Origin of the sequence: Aeromonas sp. s12 (assembly GCF_040907925.1) — a bacterium.
In the GTDB taxonomy this organism is placed as follows: domain Bacteria; phylum Pseudomonadota; class Gammaproteobacteria; order Enterobacterales; family Aeromonadaceae; genus Aeromonas; species Aeromonas veronii.
In genome coordinates this window covers 143,260-161,939 of sequence record NZ_JBFOCT010000036.1, presented here as the reverse complement: position 1 = coordinate 161,939, position 18,680 = coordinate 143,260, and the positions used below count along the sequence as shown (strand labels likewise).

The following is an 18,680-nucleotide window of genomic DNA, read 5'->3' as shown; positions in this document are numbered from 1 at the left end:
GTTGATAGGTGGGGTGTGTAAGCGCAGTGATGTGTTGAGCTAACCCATACTAATTACCCGTGAGGCTTAACCATACAACACCCAAGAAGTGTTTCTGGCCTTGTAGCGAATGAACGAACTACTCAAATTCAGTGGTAATGACAAAGCAAACTAGCCAAGTCGTTATTCACGTCAGCTTTCTAGATTAAGAATTTGCCTGGCGGCCATAGCGCCGTGGAACCACCTGATCCCATGCCGAACTCAGAAGTGAAACGCGGTAGCGCCGATGGTAGTGTGGCATTCGCCATGCGAGAGTAGGACACTGCCAGGCACCCAATTTAAGAACCCCGCTCATCGAGCGGGGTTTTTTATTGCCTGCAATTCAGAAAATCGTCAGATAACTGACCTTTTATTCCCTCTTCCCTGCCGTTTTCTCCATTTTTCCTCCTCGATTTTCTTCGGTTCTGTCATCGCCGCTGGCGGTGGTTGTCGTTATAATGGCCGCCCTCAAGCAAGGTGGGTGTATGAAAGCAGAATATCTACAGCGATTCGGGGGCATTGCCCGTCTTTATGGTCAGAACGCCCTGCGTTCCTTTAGCCAGGCCAAGGTCTGTGTGGTGGGGATCGGCGGCGTTGGCTCCTGGGCTGCCGAGGCGCTGGCCCGCGCCGGCATCAACCAGATCACCCTGATCGACATGGATGATATCTGCATCACCAACACCAATCGCCAGATCCACGCCATGCAGGGTACGGTTGGTCGCCTCAAAACCGAGGTGATGGCCGAGCGTATTCGCGCCATCAATCCGGATTGCGAAGTGATCGAGGTGGACGATTTCGTCACCGCCGATAACTTGGCCGAGCACATCAAGCGGGAGTTTGACTATGTGGTGGACGCCATCGATTCGGTCAAGGCCAAGGTTGCGCTGATCGCCTTCTGCAAGCGCAACAAGATCCCGGTGATTGTGGCCGGTGGTGCTGGCGGGCAGATGGATCCGACCCAGATCACTGTGGCCGATCTGGCCAAGACTATTCAAGACCCGTTGGCGGCCAAGGTGCGCTCCGACCTGCGCCGATTGCACAACTTCAGCAAGAATCCGGCGCGCAAATTCGGGGTGGAGTGTGTCTTCTCAACCGAGCAGTTGAGTTATCCGGATGGCAATGGCGGTACCTGTCAGGCCAAGGCGGCCAGCGATGGCACCATGAAGATGGATTGCGCCTCCGGCTTTGGCGCTGTGACGCCGGTGACGGCAACCTTCGGGCTGGTTGCCGCATCCCGGGTATTAAAGAAGATTGCCGAACGGGGCGCCCGAGCCGAGAAAGAGGCAGGGAATGAAAACGCGGGCTCGATTGGCGAAGCCTAATCGACCACTGAACAAGGCGGGTTAGACCGCTTGCTCCCGGATCGCCAGCGCGATCGCTCTGAGCCCGTTACCTCGTGACGGGCTCAAGTGTTTCTCAAGTCCCAGTTCGGTGAAATACCCTTCCATATCAAAAGCCTGGATCGCCGTAGACGATTGGTGGTTGAGTGCCGCCAGCACGATGACGATAAGGCCACGCACGATGCGGGCATCGGAATCACAGGCAAAGTGCCAGCAGCCATCCTCGCTTTGTTCTCCCTTCAGCCAAGCCTGGCTTTCACACCCCTTGAGGCGGAACTCCTCCTGCTGCCATTCGCCGGGTAGCACCGGCAACTGCTTGCCGAGCTGGATGATGAGCCGGTACTGGTTCTCCCAGCCGTGGGCGGCGGCAAACAGTTGGCGGATTTTGTCGGCGTTGGGCTCAAGGCCAATCTGGGTATAGCTTGCGAGGTCACTCATTCGGTTATCTGCCTTAGAAGAAGTCACTGAGTTTGTGCAGGGCGGCCAGCAGGGCGTCGACATCATCCCGATTGTTGTAGCAAGCCAGCGAGGCACGCATGGTGCCGCCGATCCCGAGCGATTCCATCAGCGGCATGGCGCAGTGATGGCCGACTCGCAGGGCGATCCCCTGCATGTCGAGCAGGGTAGCAGCATCTTGCGGGTGGATGTCGTCGAGCAAGAAAGAGACAGCACCGGCGCGTTGGCTGGGTTCGCCGACCAGACGCAGCCCCGGCACCTGTTGCAGGCCAGCGACCAGATAGTCGGTCAGTGTCTGCTCATGGCTGGCGAGCCATTGCCGATCTTGCGCCATCACAAAGTCGATGGCGGCGGCGAGGCCGATTGCGCCAGCGATATGGGGGGTGCCCGCCTCGAATTTGAAGGGCAGGGTATTGAAGGTGGTGCCGCTGAAACTGACCCGGTCGATCATTTCACCACCTGCTTGCCAGGGCGGCATCAGCTCCAACAGCTCGGTGCGGCCCCATAACACGCCGATGCCGGTCGGGCCATAGAGTTTATGACCGGAGAAGGCGTAGAAGTCGCAGCCGATGGCTTGCACATCCACCTCGAGATGAGCCACCGCCTGGGCGCCATCGATCAGCGTCACGGCACCCACTGCTTTGGCAGCTGCTACTATCCGGTCGACCGGATTGACGGTACCGAGGGCATTGGAGACGTGGGCTACGCTCACCAGCCGGGTACGTGGCCCCAGCATGGCGTGATAGGCGGCCAGATCGAGATCGCCCCGTTCATCGAGGGGGATGACCCGGATCACCGCTCCTGTGCGTTGGGCGACCAGCTGCCACGGGACGATGTTGGCGTGGTGCTCCAGCGTGCTGAGGATGATCTCGTCCCCCGCTTGGAGCTCGCTCACCCCCCAGCTCTGGGCCACCAGATTGATCGCCTCTGTGGTGCCGCGGGTCCAGATCACCTCGTGGCTGCGGGGTGCATTGATAAAGCGGGCGACCGTCTCGCGGGCATCTTCGAAGGCGAGGGTGGCGCGGCCACTCAGGGCGTGGGCGGCACGGTGCACGTTGGCGTTGTCGGCCCGATAGTAGTGAGCGATGGCATCCAGTACCGCGCGCGGTTTCTGGGTGGTGGCGGCGTTGTCCAGATAGACCAGAGGGTGGCCGTTTACCTCCTGCGCCAAGGCCGGAAACTGGCTGCGCAGTTGGTTGTGCTGTTGCTGATTCATGCTCCCCTCACTATCTGGAAAAAGTCATCATTTCGAAGGTCGGCCATGATCCTGAAAATAGCGCCCGAACACAAGGTGCGATAAGTCGGAATGGCGGTTGCTTGCCGTGCAGCAGGTACGGCTCATCGGGTGATTTCTGGTACAATGCCGCCCCTCATCATAAGCCAAGAGATCCGGCCCATGAAGCTCAACCCCAATCAGAACGAAGCGGTCAAGTATGTCTCCGGCCCTTGCCTGGTGCTGGCGGGTGCCGGATCGGGCAAGACCCGCGTCATCACCAACAAGATTGCCTATCTGGTGCAGCAGTGCGGCTACAGTGCGCGCAATATCGCCGCCGTCACCTTTACCAACAAGGCGGCGCGGGAGATGAAGGAGCGGGTCGGCCAGACTTTGGGTCGCAAGGAGGCGCGGGGGTTGATGGTCTCCACCTTCCATACCCTGGGTCTCGATATCATTCGTCGTGAGCACAAGAGTCTGAATCTCAAGGCGAACTTTTCCCTGTTCGATGACACCGACCAGCTGGCGCTGCTGAAAGAATTGACTGAAGACGAGCTCGACAACGACAAGGACAAGCTCTCGGCCCTTATCAGCCAAATCTCCAACTGGAAGAACGACCTTATCCTGCCCGCCCGTGCCATGCGCATCGCCCGCGGGCCGGAAGAGGTGCTGATGGCCCAGCTCTACGAACGTTATCACCGCCAGATGGTGGCCTATAACGCGCTGGATTTTGACGACCTCATCGTGATGCCGACCCTGCTGCTCAAGAGCAATCAGGAGGTGCGTGAGCGCTGGCAGAACAAGATCCGCTATCTGCTGGTCGATGAGTATCAGGACACCAACACCAGCCAATATGAGCTGGTGAAGCAGATCGTCGGCGAGCGGGCCCGTTTTACCGTGGTAGGGGATGATGACCAGTCCATCTACTCCTGGCGCGGTGCCAAGCCGCAGAATCTGGTGCTGCTGAGCGAGGATTTCCCCAGCCTCAAGCTGATCAAGCTGGAGCAGAACTACCGCTCCAAGCGGCGGATCCTCAAGTGCGCCAACATCCTGATCGCCAACAACCCGCACGTCTATGACAAGGCGCTCTTCTCCGAGTTGGATGAAGGGGTGAAGCTCAAGGTGCTGTTCGCCAAGAACGAGGAGCACGAGGCGGAGCGGATCGCCGCCGAGATGATGGGCCACAAGTTTATGAACCGCACCCGGTTCAAGGATTACGCCATCCTCTATCGGGGCAACCATCAGTCGCGCATCTTCGAGAAGGCGCTGATGACCAACCGGATTCCTTATCGTATCTCCGGCGGTACCTCGTTTTTCTCCCGCACCGAGATCAAGGACATCATGGCTTACCTCAAGCTGCTGGTGAATCCGGATGAGGACACCGCCTTCCTGAGGGTGGTCAACCTGCCGCGCCGCGAGATTGGCCCCACCACCCTCGAAAAACTGGGTCAGTATGCCAACCAGCGCGGCAAGAGCCTGTTTGCCGCCAGCTTCGAGCTGGGGCTGGAGCAGCACCTCTCTGGCCGTGGCCTCACTGCATTACAGGCCTTCACCAACTGGTTGGTACGCCTTGGCGATCAGGCGTTGCGCGGCAATCCGGTAGAAGCGGTGCGGGACATGATCAAGGAGATCCACTACGAAGAGTGGCTCTACGAGACCTCCCCCAGCCCGAAAGCGGCCGAAATGCGGATGCAGAACGTCTCCACCCTCTATCGCTGGATCACCGAGATGCTGGAGGGGGATGAGCTGGAGGAGTCGATGACGCTGGCTCAGGTGGTCACTCGCCTCACCCTGCGCGACATGATGGAGCGCAACGAAGGGGAGGATGATGCGGATCAGGTGCAGTTGATGACCCTGCATGCCTCCAAGGGGTTGGAGTTCCCCTATGTCTACATGGTGGGGATGGAGGAGGGCTTGCTGCCCCACCAGACCAGCATAGATGAAGACAACGTGGAGGAGGAGCGGCGTCTCGCCTACGTGGGGATCACCCGGGCTCAGACCGAACTGACCTTCACCCTCTGCAAGGAGCGGCGTCAGTTTGGCGAGTCGGTACGGCCAGAGCCGAGCCGCTTCCTGCTGGAGCTGCCGCAGGATGATCTGGATTGGGAGAATAAAAAAGTAGTCAGCCCTGAAGAGCGTCAGCAAAGAGGTTTGGATGCTCTTGCTCAGATAAGAGCACAACATAATTTGAAAAAGGGGTAGGGCGATTCTTCTCTACTTCTTGAGTTATCCCCAAGGGGAAAACCAGAAGAAGGTGACCGCCAAGGAGCGCCAGCAGAAGGGGCAGGTCGGTGTTGCCAACCTGCGGGCGTTGTTCAAGAAGGATTAACCCTAAGGATTGGCCGGGGTCAGTAGCGGTACTATGTCTGCTCCCGGCATGGGCGGTGAGATATAGCGCCCTTGCCCCATCCGGCAGCCGATATCAATCAGCTTCTGCAATTGCTGCTGGTTCTCGATCCCCTCGACTACCAGGGTGTAATCGAGATCCTGACAGATATCCCGCATGGCGCGGATCAGCGCCAAATCTTTGGGCGATTGCAGCATCCTCTGGGTAAAGCTGTCATCCACCTTGATGTAATCCACCGGGAAGTGGAACAAGGCGTTGAGGGAGGAGAAGCCGGTGCCGAAATCATCGAGGCTGATCTGGATACCCTTAGCCCTCAGGTCATGCAGGGATGCCAGCGCATCGGAATCTTGCCGCGACAGCTCCCGCTCGTTGAATTCAAAAATCAGATAGCCGGGGGCGACCCCTTCCTCTTCGATAATTCCCATCAGCCGCATGATGTGGTCATGGTTGACCAGATGCTTGCCCGACAGATTGATGGCGACCTTGAACTTGCTCTGCCCGGAGATTGGCAGCCAGTTCTTCAGTTGCTGACAGGTGTGGCGCAGGATCTGGTAATCCAGCTCCAGAATCAGGCCGCACTGCTCTGCCAGCGGAATAAAGTCGAACGCATCCTTCAGAATCCCCTCCTCGGTCAGCCAGCGCGCCATCACCTCCAGTCCGGTCAGGCGGCTATCCTGCAGCCGGATCACAGGCTGGAAGTAGGGGACGATACGCCCCTCCCGCAGGGCTCTGGCCAGCATCTCTTCCGGCGAATTCCAGTTCTGGTTGATGCAATCATCCGAGTAGCTGACGATGCGACTGCGACCATTGCGTTTGGCCTGATACATGGCCAGATCGGCCTGATGGAGCAGCTGGCTGATATCTGAGGTTTGCTCGGATACGCTCGATACCCCAAGGCTGACGGTAATGCTCAGCTCGTTGCCGAGTAGCCGGAACGGGTAGGAGAGACGGCTGATAATGCGGTTGAGCACCGGGCTGATGTCATCGTCGCTCTTGCTGCTGTCCAGATAGATGACGAACTCATCGCCCCCCAGTCTGGCCACCAGATCGTTTTGCCGGATGCAGGTCTGCAGGCGGCGGCTGACTTCCTTGAGCAGCTGATCGCCAGCACTGTGGCCCAGGGTGTCATTGATCTGCTTGAAATGATCCACATCGATAAAAATTACCGCGAATCCCGGCGACTTGTAGCGGTTGTAGTGGGTCATGGCGTGGTTGAGGTGGTTCATCAACAGCGCGCGGTTGGGCAGCTGGGTCAGTGGGTCGTGAAGCGCATCGAATTGCAGCCGCCGTTCCAGCTCCTGATGCTGCTTGAGCTGCTTTTGCAGCCTGAGGTTGGTCTGACGCAGCTGTTGCAGCCGCTGGTTGATGGAGTCTTCGGTATTGATGTCGTTGAGCTGCTGGCGGATCCGTCTCAGCTCCAGCAGCAGGGTGAGCTGACCACGCAGGAAGTCGAGAAACAGCTTGTCGTCGGTCTCCAGCGGTTGAGCCGTGCTGATGATGAAGTGGGCGAAGTACTGTTGTTGCAGCCGCAGCGGCATGCTGTGCCAGTAGCGTGACTCCCTGCTCACCTCGATATTGCTGGTGCTGTGGCACAAGCCGCTGATGAACTCGTCTCCCTGATGGGGATGGGCAGGGTAGATCTTTTCCAGCTTCTGACTGGTTAGCCTGACCAGCAGCATGTCCTCGATGGTGAGCATCTGGCGCAGTACCGCTTCCAGTTGGGAGAAGAGCGCCTGGGCCGGCAGGGTATTGGCGAGCCGCATGATGCGGCTGATGCTCTCGATTTTCTTTTTCCAGTTCGGGTCTTTGCGGATCAGCGGTGAAGGGAGCTCGGTGAGATGGGATCCCGCCTGGGTTTCGGTCAGCCGTTTGGCCAGACACTCCAGCAGCAGACGCAGGGTCGGCAGGTCGGCTGGTGTGCCACGCGCCAGCAACCACTGTATCTGGCCATGCTCGATGGGGAAGACGCACCACCCTTCGGCTTCATCCAGCTGGGTGAGTTGATCGGTGATGCGGGACTGCTCACGGCCCAGCTGTTGCTTGAAGATGTCGCTGACCTTGTAGGCGTAAAGCCAGTTCAGACCGGTATCGGAGAGGCCCAGCATGCCGAAATGTTGCAGCGGGCAGAGTTGGTCAATCTGCTGGATCAGGGCATCGTAATCGTCAGACGTGGCGGTTTGTGGCGCCGGGAAGTCCATAATGGCAGAGACCAACGCCAACAGAGGAGTTGAGTAGTGGGGTTCGATGGATTGGGACGACATGTGCAACTCCCGATATGTCTACCTTACAAGAGTAGTCGGAAGCCGATAGATTGAAAGGGCCGCAATTGCGGCCCTTTCAAATACTTACAGCTTGTCGATCATGTAGTGGATGGCGTTTTCAATCTCTTCATCACTACAGTTCGCACAAGTGCCGCGCGGAGGCATCATGCCGGACTTGCCAGTAAAGCCTTCAATGGCATGTTTCTTGAGAGTATCAATGCCCTGGGCGATGCGAGGATCCCAGGCTGCCTTGTCACCCCGTTTGGGGGCACCAGCGGCGCCGGTGTCGTGACAGGCAAAGCAGGCGCCCTTGTATACCGTTTCGCCATCGCGGGGACCGGAAGAGGCGGCCGCCGTCGGTGCAGCACTCGCGCCGGCAATACCTTCCAGATCCTTGGCGGTATAGACCTGACCGATTGGTTTGATCCGCTCGGCAATGGCCTCCGGTGACATCTCATCGGCAGCAAGCACTGCCCCAGACAAGCTGGCGGCCGTCATCCCGACAGCCAGCAAATAGCTCAGTTTTTTCAACACGCTCATATACTCCCAGCAGTCTTTTATTATCCATGTAAACGACGGGATTATAACCGAATAGTTACAGCCATTTAAACGCTTGTGTGTGAAGTGTTAAACAGTCTGCGTACAAAGTTTTGGCCGATATCACGGCAATTTGGGTGGTGGAGATAAAAAGAAACCCGGCATTCGCCGGGTTTCGGGTACCCAAGGGGTGAAACGGCCTATTTATCCCAGCTCAGGATCACCTTGCCGGAGTGGCCGGAGCGCATCGCATCGAACCCCTGCTGGAATTCGTCGATGTGGAATCTGTGGGTGATGATGGGGGAGAGATCCAGCCCGGACTGGATCAGGCTGGCCATTTTGTACCAGGTCTCGAACATCTCGCGGCCATAGATCCCTTTGATAAACAGCCCCTTGAAGATCACCTTGTTCCAGTCGATGGCCATGGTGGAGGGGGGGATGCCAAGCATGGCGATCTTGCCGCCGTGGTTCATCTTGTCGAGCATCTCCTGGAAGGCGCTCGGGACGCCGGACATCTCCAGCCCCACATCGAAGCCTTCGGTCATGCCCAGCTCGCTCATCACGTCGGCCAGCTTCTCCTTGGCTACGTTGACCGCGCGGGTGGCGCCCATCTTGCGGGCCAGCTCCAGCCGGTATTCGTTGACGTCGGTGATCACCACGTGGCGCGCACCCACATGGCGGCAGACGGCGGCTGCCATGATGCCGATGGGGCCTGCCCCGGTGATGAGCACATCTTCACCCACCAGATCGAATGAGAGGGCGGTGTGCACCGCATTGCCGAACGGGTCGAAGATGGCGGCCAGCTCGTCCGGGATGTTGTCCGGCAGCTTGAAGGCGTTGAATGCGGGGATCACCAGATACTCGGCAAAGGCACCCGGGCGGTTGACGCCAACACCAATGGTGTTGCGGCAGAGGTGAGTGCGGCCAGCGCGGCAGTTACGGCAGTGACCGCAGGTGATATGCCCTTCACCGGAGACCCGATCGCCGATGGCGAAGCCGCGCACCTCCTGACCGATGGCGACCACTTCCCCAACATATTCATGGCCGACCACCATGGGTACCGGAATGGTCTTCTGGGACCACTCATCCCAGTTGTAGATATGGATATCGGTGCCGCAGATGGCGGTTTTGCGGATCTTGATCAGCAGGTCGTTGTGGCCGAGCTCGGGGGCTGGCACATCCGTCATCCAGATGCCGACCTCTTTGTGCAGTTTGGAGAGTGCTTTCATGGCTGTTCCTTCAATATGAATGCAGAAAAAAGGGGCTGCAGCCCCTTGATTCAAATCAGATAACGCCGAGTTCACGGCCGATGCGGATAAAGGCGTCGATCGCCTTGTCCAGCTGCTCGCGGGTGTGGGCGGCAGACATCTGGGTGCGAATACGCGCCTGGCCCTTGGGCACGACTGGGAAGGAGAAGCCCACTACATAGATGCCGGCTGCCAGCATGCGGCTCGCCATTTCGGAGGCCAGTTTGGCATCCCCCAGCATCACCGGAATGATGGCGTGGTCGGCGCCAGCCAGAGTGAAGCCGGCGGCGCTCATCCGCTCGCGGAAGTAACGGCTGTTCTCTTTCAGACGTGCGCGCAGGTCGTGACCTTCCGCCAGCATGTCGATCACCTTGATGGTGGCGGCAACGATGGAGGGGGCCAGCGAGTTGGAGAAGAGGTAAGGGCGGGAGCGCTGACGCAGCCAGTCGATCACCTCTTTCTTGCCGGAGGTATAGCCGCCGGATGCGCCGCCGAGCGCCTTGCCCAAGGTGCCGGTGATGATGTCGACCCGATCCATCACGCCACAATATTCGTGGGTGCCGCGACCATTCTCGCCGATAAAGCCGACGGCGTGGGAGTCATCCACCATCACCAGCGCATCGTATTTGTCGGCCAGATCGCAGATGGATTTGAGGTCGGCGATGACCCCATCCATGGAGAAGACGCCGTCGGTGGCGATCAGCTTGAAGCGGGCGCCATCGGCGTCAGCCTGCTTGAGCTGGGCTTCCAGCTCGGCCATGTCGTTGTTGGCGTAGCGATAGCGCTTGGCCTTGCACAGCCGCACGCCGTCGATGATGGAGGCGTGGTTGAGGGCATCGGAGATGATGGCATCTTCGGCACCGAAAAGGGTCTCGAACAGGCCGCCATTGGCGTCGAAGCAGGAGGAGTAGAGGATGGTGTCTTCAGTGCCGAGGAAGGCAGACATCTTTTGCTCCAGCGCTTTGTGCTGATCCTGGGTGCCGCAGATGAAGCGCACAGAAGCCATGCCGAAGCCGTGGCTGTCGAGCCCCTGATGGGCGGCGGCAATCAGATCCGGGTGGTTGGCCAGCCCCAGATAGTTGTTGGCACAGAAGTTCAGTACCTGCTCACCGCCGACGGCGATGCTGGCCTGCTGGGCGGAGGTGATGATGCGCTCCTGCTTATACAACCCTTCAGCTTGCACCTGATTCAGTTGCTCGGTCAGGTGACGATAGAATCCGTTAGACATCCTCGATCCTTAGTGGCTATTTCAGCTGCATATCAACAGAGGGCGACATTTTACTGCAATCTGTTGCGGTAAATTCAAATGATTGTGCTGATATTCAACAAATGTGAAACAGATCTCACCCAGCTGGTTGGGCCAGCTGGCGGTAGTGCTGCTCCAGCTGCTGGATCTGTCCGGCTACCTGGGGTTGCACATAGGGGCGCAGCAGGAACAGCACCTTCAACACACCCTGATAGAGCAGCGGTTTGGTGATGCGGGTGTTGGGAGCCTGGGCAATCTGGAACGGGATCCAGCAGGTCACCACCATCTTGATGGTCTGGCCCAGATCCGGCAGGTCTTCATCGCTGACATCGATAATGCCCCCTTCGCGCAGGCTCCGGAGCAGCGCGACCACGGAGGAGCGCATCTGCTCTTGGGCCTTGAGGTACTTCTGTTGCAGCGGCTCGTCACGGCTCAGGATGTCCGGCAGGTTGGCGTAGAAGAAGCGGAACTGCCACATCAGATAGAAGATGGCATCGAGATAGCCCATCAGATCCTGCAGGGTGATTTCACGGTTGCGGGTCGGCACGAAGCTCTCGCTCAGGTGGCGGGCATACTGGTCGAAGATGGAGTGGATGATGTCTTCTTTATTGCGGAAGTGGTAGTAGAGGTTGCCCGGGCTGATGCCCATGTGCGCCGCAATATGGTTAGTGGTGATGTTGCGTTCACCCTGATCGTTGAACAGCTCGGTCGCGCTGTGAATGATCCTGTCTCTGGTTTTCATCACTCATTCCTCCAACAGGTTCCGCCCGGGGCAGTTTTGAACAAGGTCGAATCCCCGGACGGCCCGTGATAAACTTTTCGGCAATTTCAAATTGGCTCACTATACACAGCTTTAACAAGCAGTCACATGTAGCCATCAACGTACGAGAGGCAAACTCCATGATCGTAGTAACTGGCGGTGCTGGCTTTATCGGCAGCAATCTGGTCAAGCAGCTGAACGCTCAAGGACGGACCGATATCGTGGTCATTGATGACCTGACCGACGGCACCAAATTCGTCAACCTGGTCGATCTGACCATCGCTGACTACATGGACAAAGACGAGTTTCAGGCGCGCATCGTCTCCGGCGACGAGTTTGAAGAGTGGGACAACGGCATCGAGGTGATCTTCCACGAAGGTGCCTGCTCTGCCACCACCGAGTGGAATGGCAAGTTCATCATGGAGGTCAACTACGAGTACTCCAAGGATCTGTTCCACTACTGCATCGAGCGTGAAATCCCGTTTATTTACGCCTCTTCTGCCGCGACCTACGGTGGCCGCAATGACAACTTCATCGAAGATCCCAAGTTCGAACAGCCGCTCAACGTCTACGGCTACTCCAAGCAGCTGTTTGACCAGTACGTGCGCCGCTGGATGCCGGAGATCAACTCTCAGGTCGTTGGCCTCAAGTACTTCAACGTCTACGGCCCGCGCGAGCAGCATAAAGGCTCCATGGCCTCCGTTGCCTTCCACCTCAATACCCAGGTGAAGAAGGGCGAGAATCCCAAGCTGTTCGAAGGTTGCGATGGCTTCCCGAACGGTGGCCAGATGCGTGACTTCATCTATATTGACGACGTCTGCAAGGTAAACCTGTGGTTCTGGCAGAACCCGCAGCACTCCGGCATCTTCAACTGCGGTACCGGCCGTGCCGAGCCGTTCCAGAACGTGGCCGAAGCGGTGATCAAGCATCATCAGAAGGGAGCCATTGAGTACATTCCCTTCCCGGATCACCTCAAGGGCCGCTACCAGAGCTTCACCCAGGCTGATATGACCAAGCTGCGCAGTGTGGGTTATGACGCCGAGTTCAAAACCGTTGCCGAAGGGGTAGCGGATTACATGGCCTGGCTCAACCGCTAACGGGTGAGCACAACGCGGCAGTTTGAGCGCAAAACCGGAAGTGGGCACTCGCCTGCTTCCGGTTTCTGGTCTCTGTGGCTGCTTGCTGTTCCTCTCTTCTCTACCGGGTAACCGCGCGATGAATATATTGATGGCACTCTCCCAGCTCGAGGTAACGGGAGCTGAGGTCTATGCCACCACGGTCGGTAACGAACTGACCCGGCGTGGTCACCACGTCTTTTATGTGTCAGATACCCTGACCAAGCCGACCCTTGGCCCCGTCTTCAAGCTGAGATTCAACAAGCGCAGCATTCTGCGCCGCTTCTGGCACGTCTTTTACCTCATCTATCTCATCAAGAAGCATCATATTCAGTTGGTGCATGCTCACTCCCGCGCCTCCGGCTGGAGCAGTTATGTGGCCTGCAAGTTGACTGGCACCCCGATGATCACCACGGTGCATGGTCGCCAGCCGGTGCACGCTTCGCGCAAGGCCTTCCATGCACTCGGCTATCGGGCGGTTGCCGTTTGTGAAGATATTGCCCATCAGATAGTCGACAATCTGGGGGTGGATCCCGCGATCGTGCAGGTGCTGCGCAACGGTATCGAAACCGACAAATTCCAGCCTGTGCCTGCGCCGGATAATCCAAAGCCGGTGATCGCCATCATTGGCCGTTTGAGCGGCCCCAAAGGGGAGCTCTGTTACCGTCTGCTCGACGAGGTACTCGATCTGGATGCCTGCAAGGTGCGGATTGTCAGCGGTACCAAGGTACCGGAGCGCTTTGCCCGTTTCGAAGGCCGTGCCGAGTTTGTTGGTTATGTCGATGATGTGCCCGCTCTGCTGGCGAGTTGCGATCTGGTGATCGGCGCCGGTCGGGTGGCGATGGAAGCACTGCTCTGTGGTCGGCCCGCCTTTGCCATTGGTGAAGCCAAGGCAGTTGGTCTGGTGACCGAACAGAATCTGGATGATGCTCTGGCGAGTAATTTTGGCGATATCGGCCCCAAGGATCTGGCTATCGATTTTGCTGCCCTTAAGGGAGAAATCGAGACCGCTTTGACCAGCAAGACGGTGCCGGAAGTCATTCGGCAGCGCATTCAGGATGAGTATGGCTTGCAGGGGGTAGTATCCGGCCTCGAAACCATCTATCAGGATGCCGTAGTCGAAACCCTGCGCCGCGAGATGCCCGTCATCATGTACCACCGTTTTATCGAGCAGGATAGCGAGAAGGGGGTGCATGGCACCTGGATGCCGATCACCATGTTCGAGAAGCATCTGCGCCTGATGAAGTGGCTAGGCTATGAAACCCTGACTTTCCGCGATTTGGCGGACAAAGGCTTTATCCACCGTCTGCAATACGGCAAGAAGTATCTGATGATCACCGCCGATGACGGCTATCAGGACAACCTGACCCGCATGCTGCCACTGCTGGAAAAATATGGTTACAAAGCTGTGGTGTACGTAGTCACCGGCGAAGGTTATAACCGTTGGGATGTGGAGCATCCGACCAATCCGGATACCAAGGTCTCATTGATGAGTGGTGAGCAGGTCAAGGCGTTGGCCGCCAGCGGTCATGTGGAAATTGGTGGGCATACCCTGACCCATCCCCGCTTGAGCAAGCTCACACCCGAACAACAAGCCCATGAAATTCAGGAGAATAAACGCCAACTGGAGGCCCTGCTTGGCCATCCGTTGCTCTCGTTTGCCTACCCTTACGGAGATATGAACGAGAGTGCCAAGGAGCAGGCTATCACCGCCGGGTATCGTTTTGCCGTTGCTACCAATAGCGGCCCCAAAGCAATGCACCAGGACCCTTTCCAGATCCGCCGGATTGCCATCTTCCCCCGTACCGATGTGTTCGGATTGTGGCGCAAGATTCGCGGGAATTATGTATTCAGGAAGTAATGAATGGCCATCTGCTCACCACTGATCATGCCTTTTCGCAGCCATCTGACTCATAACTTAGTACAAACATCAGCATTTTTTTTTGGTGCTCTTTGCTTGGCTATTCCTAGTGGTTATTCATATGGTCCAGTTTTATTATCAATAATGAGCCTGTTTGTTTTTTGGCGAGCTGATTATTGGTTAGCCATGTCACGAGAGGCGAAGATCCTTTTCTGGATATTTATTTTTTATTTTATGGTTCAGGCCATATCGATTTCCTTGGATAATGGTGCACTCAAAGAGCTAGACCGACCCAGTAGAGCCTTAATGGCGGCCATAATTTTACCGTTATTATCCAAACATCGTGTGCACCTCGTTTCCATCATGTCCGGATTCGCTTTGGGTGCTGTCATATCCGGTTTCATTGCAATATATGACAAGATATATATTGGCATGGAGCGTGCATTTGGTGATGGAATGCCTATTCAATCAGGAAATATAAGTATGACACTCGGTCTGTTTTGTCTGTGTGCATATTTTTGGCATAGAGAAAATAATGAGTACGTTTTTTCTAAAATTATGCTTGCGGCATGTCTGATGGGGATGTTGGGGAGTTTTCTATCTGGCACTAGAGGAGGATGGGTGCTGCTTCCGGTCATTATCACCACAATAGTTATGCATTATCAAAGATCAGGTCGTCGTTATTTTTTATGGGTGTTTACATGCATTGTTATTGGTGGTTTTGGTATTATTTCAACTCCTCAGACCGGAGTGTTAGACAGAATTAAAACAGCAAAAAGTGATATAGTTCAGTTCATTGATGGTGAGAATCCGGATACATCTTTAGGTATTAGATTTCAATTGTGGTCAAGTGCTTGGGATGCTTTTCAAAAAAAGCCAATATTTGGCTGGGGTAATAATGGTATTCGGCAGATACACAAGCAACAGTTAGAGCAGGGTAAAATTTCTGAGTTTATATATAACTTCAACTATCATGCTCACAATCAGTTTTTGGATGAGATGGCGAAACGTGGCATAATTGGATTGTTTGCACTTTGTTTAGTATATTTTTATCCGATATCAGTTTTTTATAAGTATAAAAAAAGTTTATCGATGAAGTATATTTTAATGGCTGTGGCATCGCTAACACTCATAGATTACAGTCTTTCCCAAGCATTTATTAGCCATAATTCTGGGATTGTATTTTTCTTTGTGTGTTTTTCATTATTAATTACTTCACTAAATGAAACAAATAAAGAAGAAGTGTAACAAGCTGGAAAGTCTTTTACTTGGGGGAGATATGATTTCAATAGTTTTATTGAACTACAACTCATCAATATACACTATTAAATGTATTGAGAGCCTATTGCAAAGTGATTATCAAGATTTTGAAATTATTGTTGTTGATAATAGTTCATTATCTGCAGACGTTGAACTGTTAGCAGCAGGCTTAAATAAAATAAATTGCAATCATATTCGGCTCATAAAGAATAAAATAAATCATGGTTTCGCTATGGGGAATGTTATTGGCGCAAATAATGCTGTTGGTGACTATATTTTATTTTTAAATAATGATACAACAGTAGAAAAAAACGCTCTGAAAGAGTTGGTTTCCTACATGGAAAAAAATAATCAAGTGTCTCTTTCGATTCCTTCTATTTATGAAGTTGATGGTAGACGAACGGCATCATTTGCTTATCTACCAGGAATAATAAATTCTATTTTTGGTGATAAAGTATATTGTGCTTTTAAAGGGCGTAGATTTCCTGATCGTAAGAAAGAGTACTGTGAGCCTATTTATGTCGAGATGGGCTCTGGGGCTGCAATGTGTTTTAGAAAAAGTGATTACTTTAAAGTCGGCGGCTTCGATAGCAACTATTTCTTATATTGTGAAGAAGAGGATATTTGTTTGAGGTTGCAGCGTGAGAATATGAAGGTGAGTTATGTACCATCTTCTAAAATAGTGCATCTTGGTGGTGGAAGTACGACAAGAAATATTAATATAGAAAAAGAATTTTACATATCGTTATTTTATTTTTTAAGCAAGAATTATTCTTGGCTTAGCGCATCAGTCATTAAGTTCAAGTTTATTTTAAAAGAACTGATACGTTGTGTCAGGTTCAGGGGCCGCTGGAGAGTACTTTTTTTTATGATCTGCTCGGCAAAGCTGGGGAATTCTATGAGGCATCACCAGAGGAACGTATGTTAATGTGGTAACTAGGTTGGTAAATGGCATGGCAAGATAGCTGTGTTAGTATTATAGACATGGAAAACTTGGTGGGTTATATATCCATTTTAAGTGGTTTTAATAAGCGTGTTGGAGATGTCCGTGTTAAGAAATAATTATAATTCAAAATCAAGTCACGGAGTTTTATGGGGGGGGGGGTTATTATTAGGTCTATTTTGTAGCGCATTGTTCTTATGCCACCAACTCCTCACCGGCGATCAGACCCAGATGCTCTACAAGGGTTACCTTGGGGCCTATGAGGGGGTCTGGCTCAGCTATGGCAATGCGGCGAGTGCGGTGGGCAATGTGCCGGGCAGCTTGTCGGCCTGGCTGATTGGCGGGCCGCTGTTGCTGTGGGATTCTCCCTATGCTCCCATGGTGTTGCTGCTGGCGATGCGGTTGGTCGGATTCCTGCTGTTTGATGCAGTGATCCGTCAGGTGTTTGATGACAGGGTACGTCTGCTGTTTCTGGTGCTCTGCTGGCTCAACCCCTGGTTCCAGTACGAGAGTCTGCTCTACAACCCCTCCTATCTGTTCCTTTTCTCGGCCATGCACTGCTGGTCTGCCTGGCATATGCGCGAGCGGGCCTCCTTCTGGCACATGATCGTTCACCTGCTGGCCATCGGCATGGCGATGCAGCTGCACTACTCCTGGCCGCTGCTGGCGGTAATGTCCACCTATCTGTTCTGGCGCCGCATTCTCAAGGTGAGCTGGAGCGGGGTGGTGGTGGCTACCCTGCTGATTGGTGCCTCCCTGATCCCTTACGCCATGGAAGTGATGAGCAACAGCCACATCACCCAGAACGTCGATCCCGAGGCGCGCCAGCGCTATATCGGCTGGGGGCTGGTGCATGTCTATCCGGTGCTGAAATCAGTGCTCTACTGGCTGCGCTACGGCTCCTGGCTGTTTGCCAGCAAGCTGGTCAATGACACCCAGTTCATCTGGCTGGCGGGGCACGAATATCTGCAGATGGCGGCAGTCTGGCTTTGGCGGGTGGTGATCTACGGAGTAGGCTCGGCGACTGTGCTGCTGGCGGCAAAGGCCAACTGGCAGCTGTGGCGCGAACTCAAGCCGCGTCTGTTGCGTAGCGACCGTGCTCCAGTGGATGGTGAAAGCTGGCTCGGCCTCTATGCGCTGGCGGCGGTGCTGGCGGTGCTGGTGAGTGCGGCGCTCTCGCCCATCATCTTCAACTATTGGCACCTGATGCTGATCTTCCCCTACGCCCTGTTCCCGATCCTGCTGTTGCTGGTGCGCTGGAGCCGCCGTTATCCGCAGTGGGTTGGCAAGGGGCTGCTGGCGGCAACCCTGTTCTGCACCGCTGTGAACCTGATCGCGGCGTGCGACAGCACCAAGTTCTCTTATCAGGCGGACTACAAAACCCAGGTGCTGGAGTATCTGCAAGAGGTGAAGTTGCAACCCAAGCAGTGAGTCATTCACGGCCAGCCCCGATCTCGGGGGGCTGGCTGTCACTATTCGAAACGGTCCATATGGGCGAAGTTTTTGGCTTCGGCAACCCAACCCTCACGTCCCTGCTTGTCCCGAATTTTTACCCACCACTGGTTCTGCGGTGACCGGCCGTATCTGATCTCTTTGCGCGCATAGTCATAATCGAGAATGTAGGTTTTGCCCTTGTACCAGAACAGGCTATTGCCTTCGCCCAGTCCGCCGAGGATATAAAGCGTTTCCCCTGCCTTCATATTCAACAGCGGCCCTTTGCCCTCTTTGCTGTAGCCCAGCTTGACCGATCTGAGTATTTCGACGATCCCCGGTTGTTCGGTAATGACGACCCCGGTCAGTCCTTCCACCTGCTGGCCGCGGGGTAGCCGGAACAGCGTTTTGGCAGTCATGGATGGCTCGGCTCTGACGATCACCTCTTGCTTGGTGGTCCACGCCTGATAGGTACAACCCTCAAACGGGCAGCGACCCCAGTCGTAATAGGGCAGGCGCGGCTTTTCATCAGAACTTACAGTCGCAGCAAACAACGACAACAACAGCAAAAACAGTCTCATGAATCTACCTGTCCGGCTGGGCGCTCACCCGCCGGTTTGATGAATGGGGCCGCACTATATCTCA

The 18,680-nt window shown here is 55.2% G+C and carries 15 protein-coding genes and 1 rRNA gene; 8 read left to right on the top strand and 8 right to left on the bottom strand.

Translation table 11 applies throughout. The annotated features are described in order from the left end of the window. The first annotated feature begins 195 nt into the window (after window positions 1-195). Together rrf and tcdA are read left to right on the top strand one after the other, a co-directional pair. Window positions 196-310, top strand: a 5S ribosomal RNA gene (rrf, locus tag AB5Y67_RS19085). 193 nt (window positions 311-503) lie between these two features. Further along, on the top strand, window positions 504-1,340 hold the full coding sequence (gene tcdA, locus AB5Y67_RS19080; RefSeq protein WP_043821393.1) for a tRNA cyclic N6-threonylcarbamoyladenosine(37) synthase TcdA: 837 nt from the start codon (window positions 504-506) through the stop codon (window positions 1,338-1,340). 21 nt (window positions 1,341-1,361) lie between these two features. Here the strand turns inward: tcdA and AB5Y67_RS19075 are convergent, their stop codons facing one another. After that, entirely contained in the window at window positions 1,362-1,796 is a 435-nt protein-coding gene (locus tag AB5Y67_RS19075; RefSeq protein ID WP_168769965.1) for a SufE family protein, read from the bottom strand. A gap of 13 nt (window positions 1,797-1,809) precedes the next feature. Next, complete coding sequence (locus AB5Y67_RS19070) at window positions 1,810-3,030, bottom strand: SufS family cysteine desulfurase (protein ID WP_199427812.1); 1,221 nt, start codon at window positions 3,028-3,030, stop codon at window positions 1,810-1,812. A 180-nt stretch (window positions 3,031-3,210) separates the two neighbouring features. On the opposite strand from AB5Y67_RS19070, the gene rep reads away from it, so the two are divergent. After that, window positions 3,211-5,229, top strand: a complete 2,019-nt coding sequence (gene rep / locus AB5Y67_RS19065; protein WP_199427811.1) for a DNA helicase Rep — start codon at window positions 3,211-3,213, stop codon at window positions 5,227-5,229. Between the two features lie 129 nt (window positions 5,230-5,358). Here the strand turns inward: rep and AB5Y67_RS19060 are convergent, their stop codons facing one another. From AB5Y67_RS19060 to AB5Y67_RS19040, 5 genes are all read right to left on the bottom strand, one after another. Beyond that, entirely contained in the window at window positions 5,359-7,635 is a 2,277-nt protein-coding gene (locus tag AB5Y67_RS19060; protein ID WP_139399871.1) for a bifunctional diguanylate cyclase/phosphodiesterase, read from the bottom strand. 84 nt (window positions 7,636-7,719) lie between these two features. Next, entirely contained in the window at window positions 7,720-8,175 is a 456-nt protein-coding gene (locus AB5Y67_RS19055) for a cytochrome c5 family protein (RefSeq protein WP_041234042.1), read from the bottom strand. A gap of 197 nt (window positions 8,176-8,372) precedes the next feature. Further along, the gene (gene tdh, locus AB5Y67_RS19050) at window positions 8,373-9,401 is read right to left on the bottom strand and encodes an L-threonine 3-dehydrogenase (RefSeq protein WP_005340852.1); all 1,029 of its coding nucleotides are present in this window, start codon (window positions 9,399-9,401) and stop codon (window positions 8,373-8,375) included. 55 nt (window positions 9,402-9,456) lie between these two features. Next, a complete protein-coding gene (locus AB5Y67_RS19045) occupies window positions 9,457-10,647 on the bottom strand; it encodes a glycine C-acetyltransferase (protein ID WP_005342487.1) in 1,191 nt (396 codons plus the stop codon). 115 nt (window positions 10,648-10,762) lie between these two features. Further along, window positions 10,763-11,407 carry a TetR/AcrR family transcriptional regulator gene (locus tag AB5Y67_RS19040; RefSeq protein ID WP_005340848.1) on the bottom strand — a complete coding sequence of 215 codons (645 nt, stop codon included), beginning with the start codon at window positions 11,405-11,407 and terminating at the stop codon, window positions 10,763-10,765. Window positions 11,408-11,565: 158 nt separating this feature from the next. Between AB5Y67_RS19040 and rfaD the strand changes: the two genes are divergently transcribed. From rfaD to AB5Y67_RS19015, 5 genes are all read left to right on the top strand, one after another. Further along, window positions 11,566-12,522, top strand: coding sequence for an ADP-glyceromanno-heptose 6-epimerase (gene rfaD, locus AB5Y67_RS19035; RefSeq protein WP_005340846.1), 957 nt, complete (start codon window positions 11,566-11,568; stop codon window positions 12,520-12,522). Window positions 12,523-12,640: 118 nt separating this feature from the next. Next, window positions 12,641-14,401 (top strand): polysaccharide deacetylase family protein, encoded by a 1,761-nt coding sequence (locus tag AB5Y67_RS19030; RefSeq protein ID WP_150389994.1) that lies wholly within the window; start codon window positions 12,641-12,643, stop codon window positions 14,399-14,401. A gap of 3 nt (window positions 14,402-14,404) precedes the next feature. Further along, the gene (locus AB5Y67_RS19025; protein ID WP_005355655.1) at window positions 14,405-15,649 is read left to right on the top strand and encodes an O-antigen ligase; all 1,245 of its coding nucleotides are present in this window, start codon (window positions 14,405-14,407) and stop codon (window positions 15,647-15,649) included. Further along, window positions 15,624-16,589 carry a glycosyltransferase family 2 protein gene (locus tag AB5Y67_RS19020; RefSeq protein ID WP_150389993.1) on the top strand — a complete coding sequence of 322 codons (966 nt, stop codon included), beginning with the start codon at window positions 15,624-15,626 and terminating at the stop codon, window positions 16,587-16,589. The genes AB5Y67_RS19025 and AB5Y67_RS19020 overlap by 26 nt, the downstream gene beginning before the upstream one ends. A gap of 246 nt (window positions 16,590-16,835) precedes the next feature. Then, complete coding sequence (locus AB5Y67_RS19015) at window positions 16,836-18,035, top strand: 3-deoxy-D-manno-octulosonic acid transferase (protein WP_123174092.1); 1,200 nt, start codon at window positions 16,836-16,838, stop codon at window positions 18,033-18,035. A 41-nt stretch (window positions 18,036-18,076) separates the two neighbouring features. On the opposite strand, the gene AB5Y67_RS19010 is transcribed toward AB5Y67_RS19015, so the two are convergent. Then, window positions 18,077-18,616 carry a hypothetical protein gene (locus AB5Y67_RS19010; protein ID WP_151285771.1) on the bottom strand — a complete coding sequence of 180 codons (540 nt, stop codon included), beginning with the start codon at window positions 18,614-18,616 and terminating at the stop codon, window positions 18,077-18,079. Between the last annotated feature and the right edge of the window lie 64 nt (window positions 18,617-18,680).

Excerpts from the sequence above, each read along its gene's own strand:
- tcdA (WP_043821393.1), top strand. The coding sequence starts at position 504 with ATGAAAGCAGAATATCTACAGCGATTCGGGGGCATTGCCCGTCTTTAT.
- AB5Y67_RS19075 (WP_168769965.1), bottom strand. The coding sequence starts at position 1,796 with ATGAGTGACCTCGCAAGCTATACCCAGATTGGCCTTGAGCCCAACGCC.
- AB5Y67_RS19070 (WP_199427812.1), bottom strand. The coding sequence starts at position 3,030 with ATGAATCAGCAACAGCACAACCAACTGCGCAGCCAGTTTCCGGCCTTG.
- rep (WP_199427811.1), top strand. The coding sequence starts at position 3,211 with ATGAAGCTCAACCCCAATCAGAACGAAGCGGTCAAGTATGTCTCCGGC.
- AB5Y67_RS19060 (WP_139399871.1), bottom strand. The coding sequence starts at position 7,635 with ATGTCGTCCCAATCCATCGAACCCCACTACTCAACTCCTCTGTTGGCG.
- AB5Y67_RS19055 (WP_041234042.1), bottom strand. The coding sequence starts at position 8,175 with ATGAGCGTGTTGAAAAAACTGAGCTATTTGCTGGCTGTCGGGATGACG.
- tdh (WP_005340852.1), bottom strand. The coding sequence starts at position 9,401 with ATGAAAGCACTCTCCAAACTGCACAAAGAGGTCGGCATCTGGATGACG.
- AB5Y67_RS19045 (WP_005342487.1), bottom strand. The coding sequence starts at position 10,647 with ATGTCTAACGGATTCTATCGTCACCTGACCGAGCAACTGAATCAGGTG.
- AB5Y67_RS19040 (WP_005340848.1), bottom strand. The coding sequence starts at position 11,407 with ATGAAAACCAGAGACAGGATCATTCACAGCGCGACCGAGCTGTTCAAC.
- rfaD (WP_005340846.1), top strand. The coding sequence starts at position 11,566 with ATGATCGTAGTAACTGGCGGTGCTGGCTTTATCGGCAGCAATCTGGTC.
- AB5Y67_RS19030 (WP_150389994.1), top strand. The coding sequence starts at position 12,641 with ATGAATATATTGATGGCACTCTCCCAGCTCGAGGTAACGGGAGCTGAG.
- AB5Y67_RS19025 (WP_005355655.1), top strand. The coding sequence starts at position 14,405 with ATGGCCATCTGCTCACCACTGATCATGCCTTTTCGCAGCCATCTGACT.
- AB5Y67_RS19020 (WP_150389993.1), top strand. The coding sequence starts at position 15,624 with ATGAAACAAATAAAGAAGAAGTGTAACAAGCTGGAAAGTCTTTTACTT.
- AB5Y67_RS19015 (WP_123174092.1), top strand. The coding sequence starts at position 16,836 with ATGCTCTACAAGGGTTACCTTGGGGCCTATGAGGGGGTCTGGCTCAGC.
- AB5Y67_RS19010 (WP_151285771.1), bottom strand. The coding sequence starts at position 18,616 with ATGAGACTGTTTTTGCTGTTGTTGTCGTTGTTTGCTGCGACTGTAAGT.